At 35.1% G+C, this 2,931-nt stretch carries 3 protein-coding genes and 1 pseudogene; all 4 read right to left on the bottom strand.

What is annotated here, in order from left to right; all coding sequences use genetic code 11:
* Positions 1-768: ABC transporter ATP-binding protein (locus GSY74_RS04595; protein WP_164663928.1), on the bottom strand; the 768-nt coding region annotated here is incomplete at its 3' end.
* Positions 765-1,934: a murein hydrolase activator EnvC gene (locus tag GSY74_RS04590; protein ID WP_164663927.1), complete on the bottom strand. Its 1,170-nt coding sequence runs from the start codon at positions 1,932-1,934 to the stop codon at positions 765-767. The genes GSY74_RS04595 and GSY74_RS04590, both read right to left, overlap by 4 nt.
* Positions 1,935-2,744: a cell division protein FtsX gene (locus GSY74_RS04585; RefSeq protein ID WP_164663926.1), complete on the bottom strand. Its 810-nt coding sequence runs from the start codon at positions 2,742-2,744 to the stop codon at positions 1,935-1,937.
* Positions 2,731-2,931 (bottom strand): annotated as a pseudogene (locus tag GSY74_RS04580) (ABC transporter ATP-binding protein); the annotation flags it as partial. The pseudogene GSY74_RS04580 and the gene GSY74_RS04585, both read right to left, overlap by 14 nt.

Below are 2,931 nucleotides of genomic sequence, written 5' to 3'. Positions count from 1 at the left end.
TTCACTCTTTAGACCATACATATATGCATTATCTCGAATCTCTTTCGCTTTGTTGTCTATATCATCAAGGAAATATCCCTCTCTGTTTTGTACTCGAATCTGATTGTATAGCTCCAGACTCTCTGTGAGTGAGTTTTGAAAAACCTCTATAGATTTGTTCTCTCTCTTTTTTATTTTTGAGATATTTCTAAAGACTCGCAGAAAAAAAGCCAATGCCAAAGGATTGAGTATCAAGATAACCAGAGCCAACTGCCAATTTAGATAGAGAATAACCCCTGCCACACCCACAAGTGTTAGCACTTCTACAATAATTTCGCCTACACTGCTTGAGATAAATTTATCTATCGTATCCACATCAGTTATCACCTTGGCAGAGACAGAACCAGACCCTAGCATGTCATATTCGCTCATAGAGACTATCTTTAGGTGTCTCAAAAGTCTCTCTCTCAACTTATAGGTCACCTCTTTTGATATTTTGGTGAAGAGTCTTACATGAATTATATTGAAAAGTAGACTAGCAGCACGAAGTAGTATCGTCACAATTACCACTACCAAGATATAATATTCAGGTGAAGAGATAGTAAAAAATTGGTCGATATTCTCAGTTACCCAACCACCTTTGCCAAGAATTATCTCATCTATTAGCAGAGGGATGAGAAGTGGTACTGGGATGCTAAGTAGTGTTGCGATAATTGCTACAAAATTTGCCAAAATAAGCACTCTCTTATGCTCATTTATATCATTTAGAATAGATTTTATGGTTATCATAATCTAATCAGCTTCAATGGATTCATATGCTTATTATTCTTAGTAACCTCAAACATCAAACTCTTATTGACTTTACCAATAACAGAGCCTTTGGAGAGTCTCTTTCCCACATAAATCCCAGGAGCTAACCTAGAGAGTTTGGCATAGATAGTATGTATCTTGTTAGGATGAGAGACGATAACAACTTTGCCTAGCATTCCTCCACTGTTCTCTGCAAATACAACTTTCCCTCCAAGAACACTCTTGACTTTTGAGCCTTTGTATGGAGCTTTTAGAGTAATGGATTTGTTGAAAATTTTGAACTTATAGATAGGGTCAATATAGGTTCCAAACTTTTTTATAAGCTTTGAGCCACTCATAGGAGAGATGGTTTTTCCACCACCATAAGAGGCTGTCTTTACACTCTTGGAGTCACGGCTACTCTGTCGTCTTTTGCGATCTGATTTATACTCCTGCTCCTCTTGCTTAACAATTTTCAACTTAGCCAATTTCCTCTGTAGAGTCCTTTTACTAGCACGAATGCGGTCAAATCGTTTTTTATAGATGGCTTTGTCTCTTGCTAACTCTTTGATTATCTTTGTCTTTTTGGATTTTTTCTCTTTGTACTCATCTCGCTCTTTTTTATAGTTACCAATCGACCCTTTTATCTTCTCTTGTTTATTTGCAAAATACTCCTCTTTGACCCTCAAAGATTCAATATCCTCTTTTAGCTCCTCTATCTCTTGGTTGTTCTCCTTTGCATATACTCCATACGCCTCTTGCATCATAACTGACTCTTTTGTAGGCTTTTTTAACTCTTCAAGAACCAATGCCATACTAAATTTATCTGTAACCAAAGAGATGAACTTGTCTCTTTTATCCTCAATTTCTCTACTTAGATTAGATAACTCTATATCCAAGCCCTTTTTTTTAGAACTCAACTCATTAAATTTACTCTGATTTCGTTTTATATTTTTCTCTAAAGAGTTAAGCTTTTTATCTAATTTAGAGCGTTCTCCTTTTGCATCTATTATCTTTTTGGCAACGGTAGAGAGTTTTCTGTCCATCTTGTTATATTCAACTTTTTTTGAGCTAAGTTCTCTCTTCTTTGACTTAATCTTCTTGTCAATGGAGCTAGAAAAAAGAGGTAATATAAGCAGTAAAAGAAGAAGAGTAATCTTTCTCATCTACTCCTCCTTTACATTAATAACAACCAAAAATACAGCTATCATAACAATCACAATAGAGACAAAAGAGAGGATAAATATATCATTAAAAGAGAACAGTGAATTAACATTATCCTCTATAATAGCTATATTTTGTCCTTTCATCCAGACATTTTGAATAATATAAAAGACCAACGATGCAATAATTGCGGATATTACAGCATCTATTATCCCCATAACTATCAAAACTTTAGAGCGTAAAAAGAGAGAAGCACCAAATATATCCATAACTTTCATTCTCTCTGTATGCATAAAATTCCAGACCTCCATCTGTTTTACAATCAAAAAGAATCCAATAATGGTCATAAAGAGTATAAAGGTCTGAAAAGAGAATTTGATAAAAGAGAAAAGCCCATAATTGGAGTTATGAAGTGTATCAAACGACTCTACACGAGTCACTTTTTCACTCTTCATAAAGTTCTGTTTGACCAGTTCTAGTTCCGACTCATTTAGATACTTGTTTAACTTTATAGAGTAGAAATTGGGCATCTTTTTCTCTATAGTTGAAGAGCCTGATTTTGTAAATGACGAATCGACCCTCTTTATAATCTTGCTCTTCTCTATCTCTGCCACTTTAAATACATGAGCATCCCATGACTTAAAATCATCTATACTCATCTCATCTTTTGCTACAACCAACATCGCATACTTGTCCTGTAGACTCCTCTCATACCCCTCTGTTGTACGGTCAAATACAATAAAAAACTCCAAACCAAGCAAGATAGCTACCATAGGAAAAATAAGGGAGATATGTCTCTTAATGAACTTCATAAATCTCTCCATTCTCATCAATTGTAAAGTGTCTATAGTGAACATTGAAGACTGATGGAATCTTGTGTGTTACCACAACTACCGTAGTATCAAGCTGTTGACAGGCATTCTCTAGCAAATCCCAAATAACATTAGATGAGTAGTCATCCAAGTTTCCTGTTGGCTCATCTGCTAGTATCAAAAATGG

Source organism: Sulfurovum sp. bin170, from assembly GCF_010892395.1.
Taxonomy (GTDB): Bacteria; Campylobacterota; Campylobacteria; order Campylobacterales; family Sulfurovaceae; genus UBA1140.
Note: the sequence above shows the minus strand (reverse complement) of the source record. Positions and strands in the feature narration are given on the sequence as shown.

Excerpts from the sequence above, each read along its gene's own strand:
- GSY74_RS04590 (WP_164663927.1), bottom strand. The coding sequence starts at position 1,934 with ATGAGAAAGATTACTCTTCTTCTTTTACTGCTTATATTACCTCTTTTT.
- GSY74_RS04585 (WP_164663926.1), bottom strand. The coding sequence starts at position 2,744 with ATGAAGTTCATTAAGAGACATATCTCCCTTATTTTTCCTATGGTAGCT.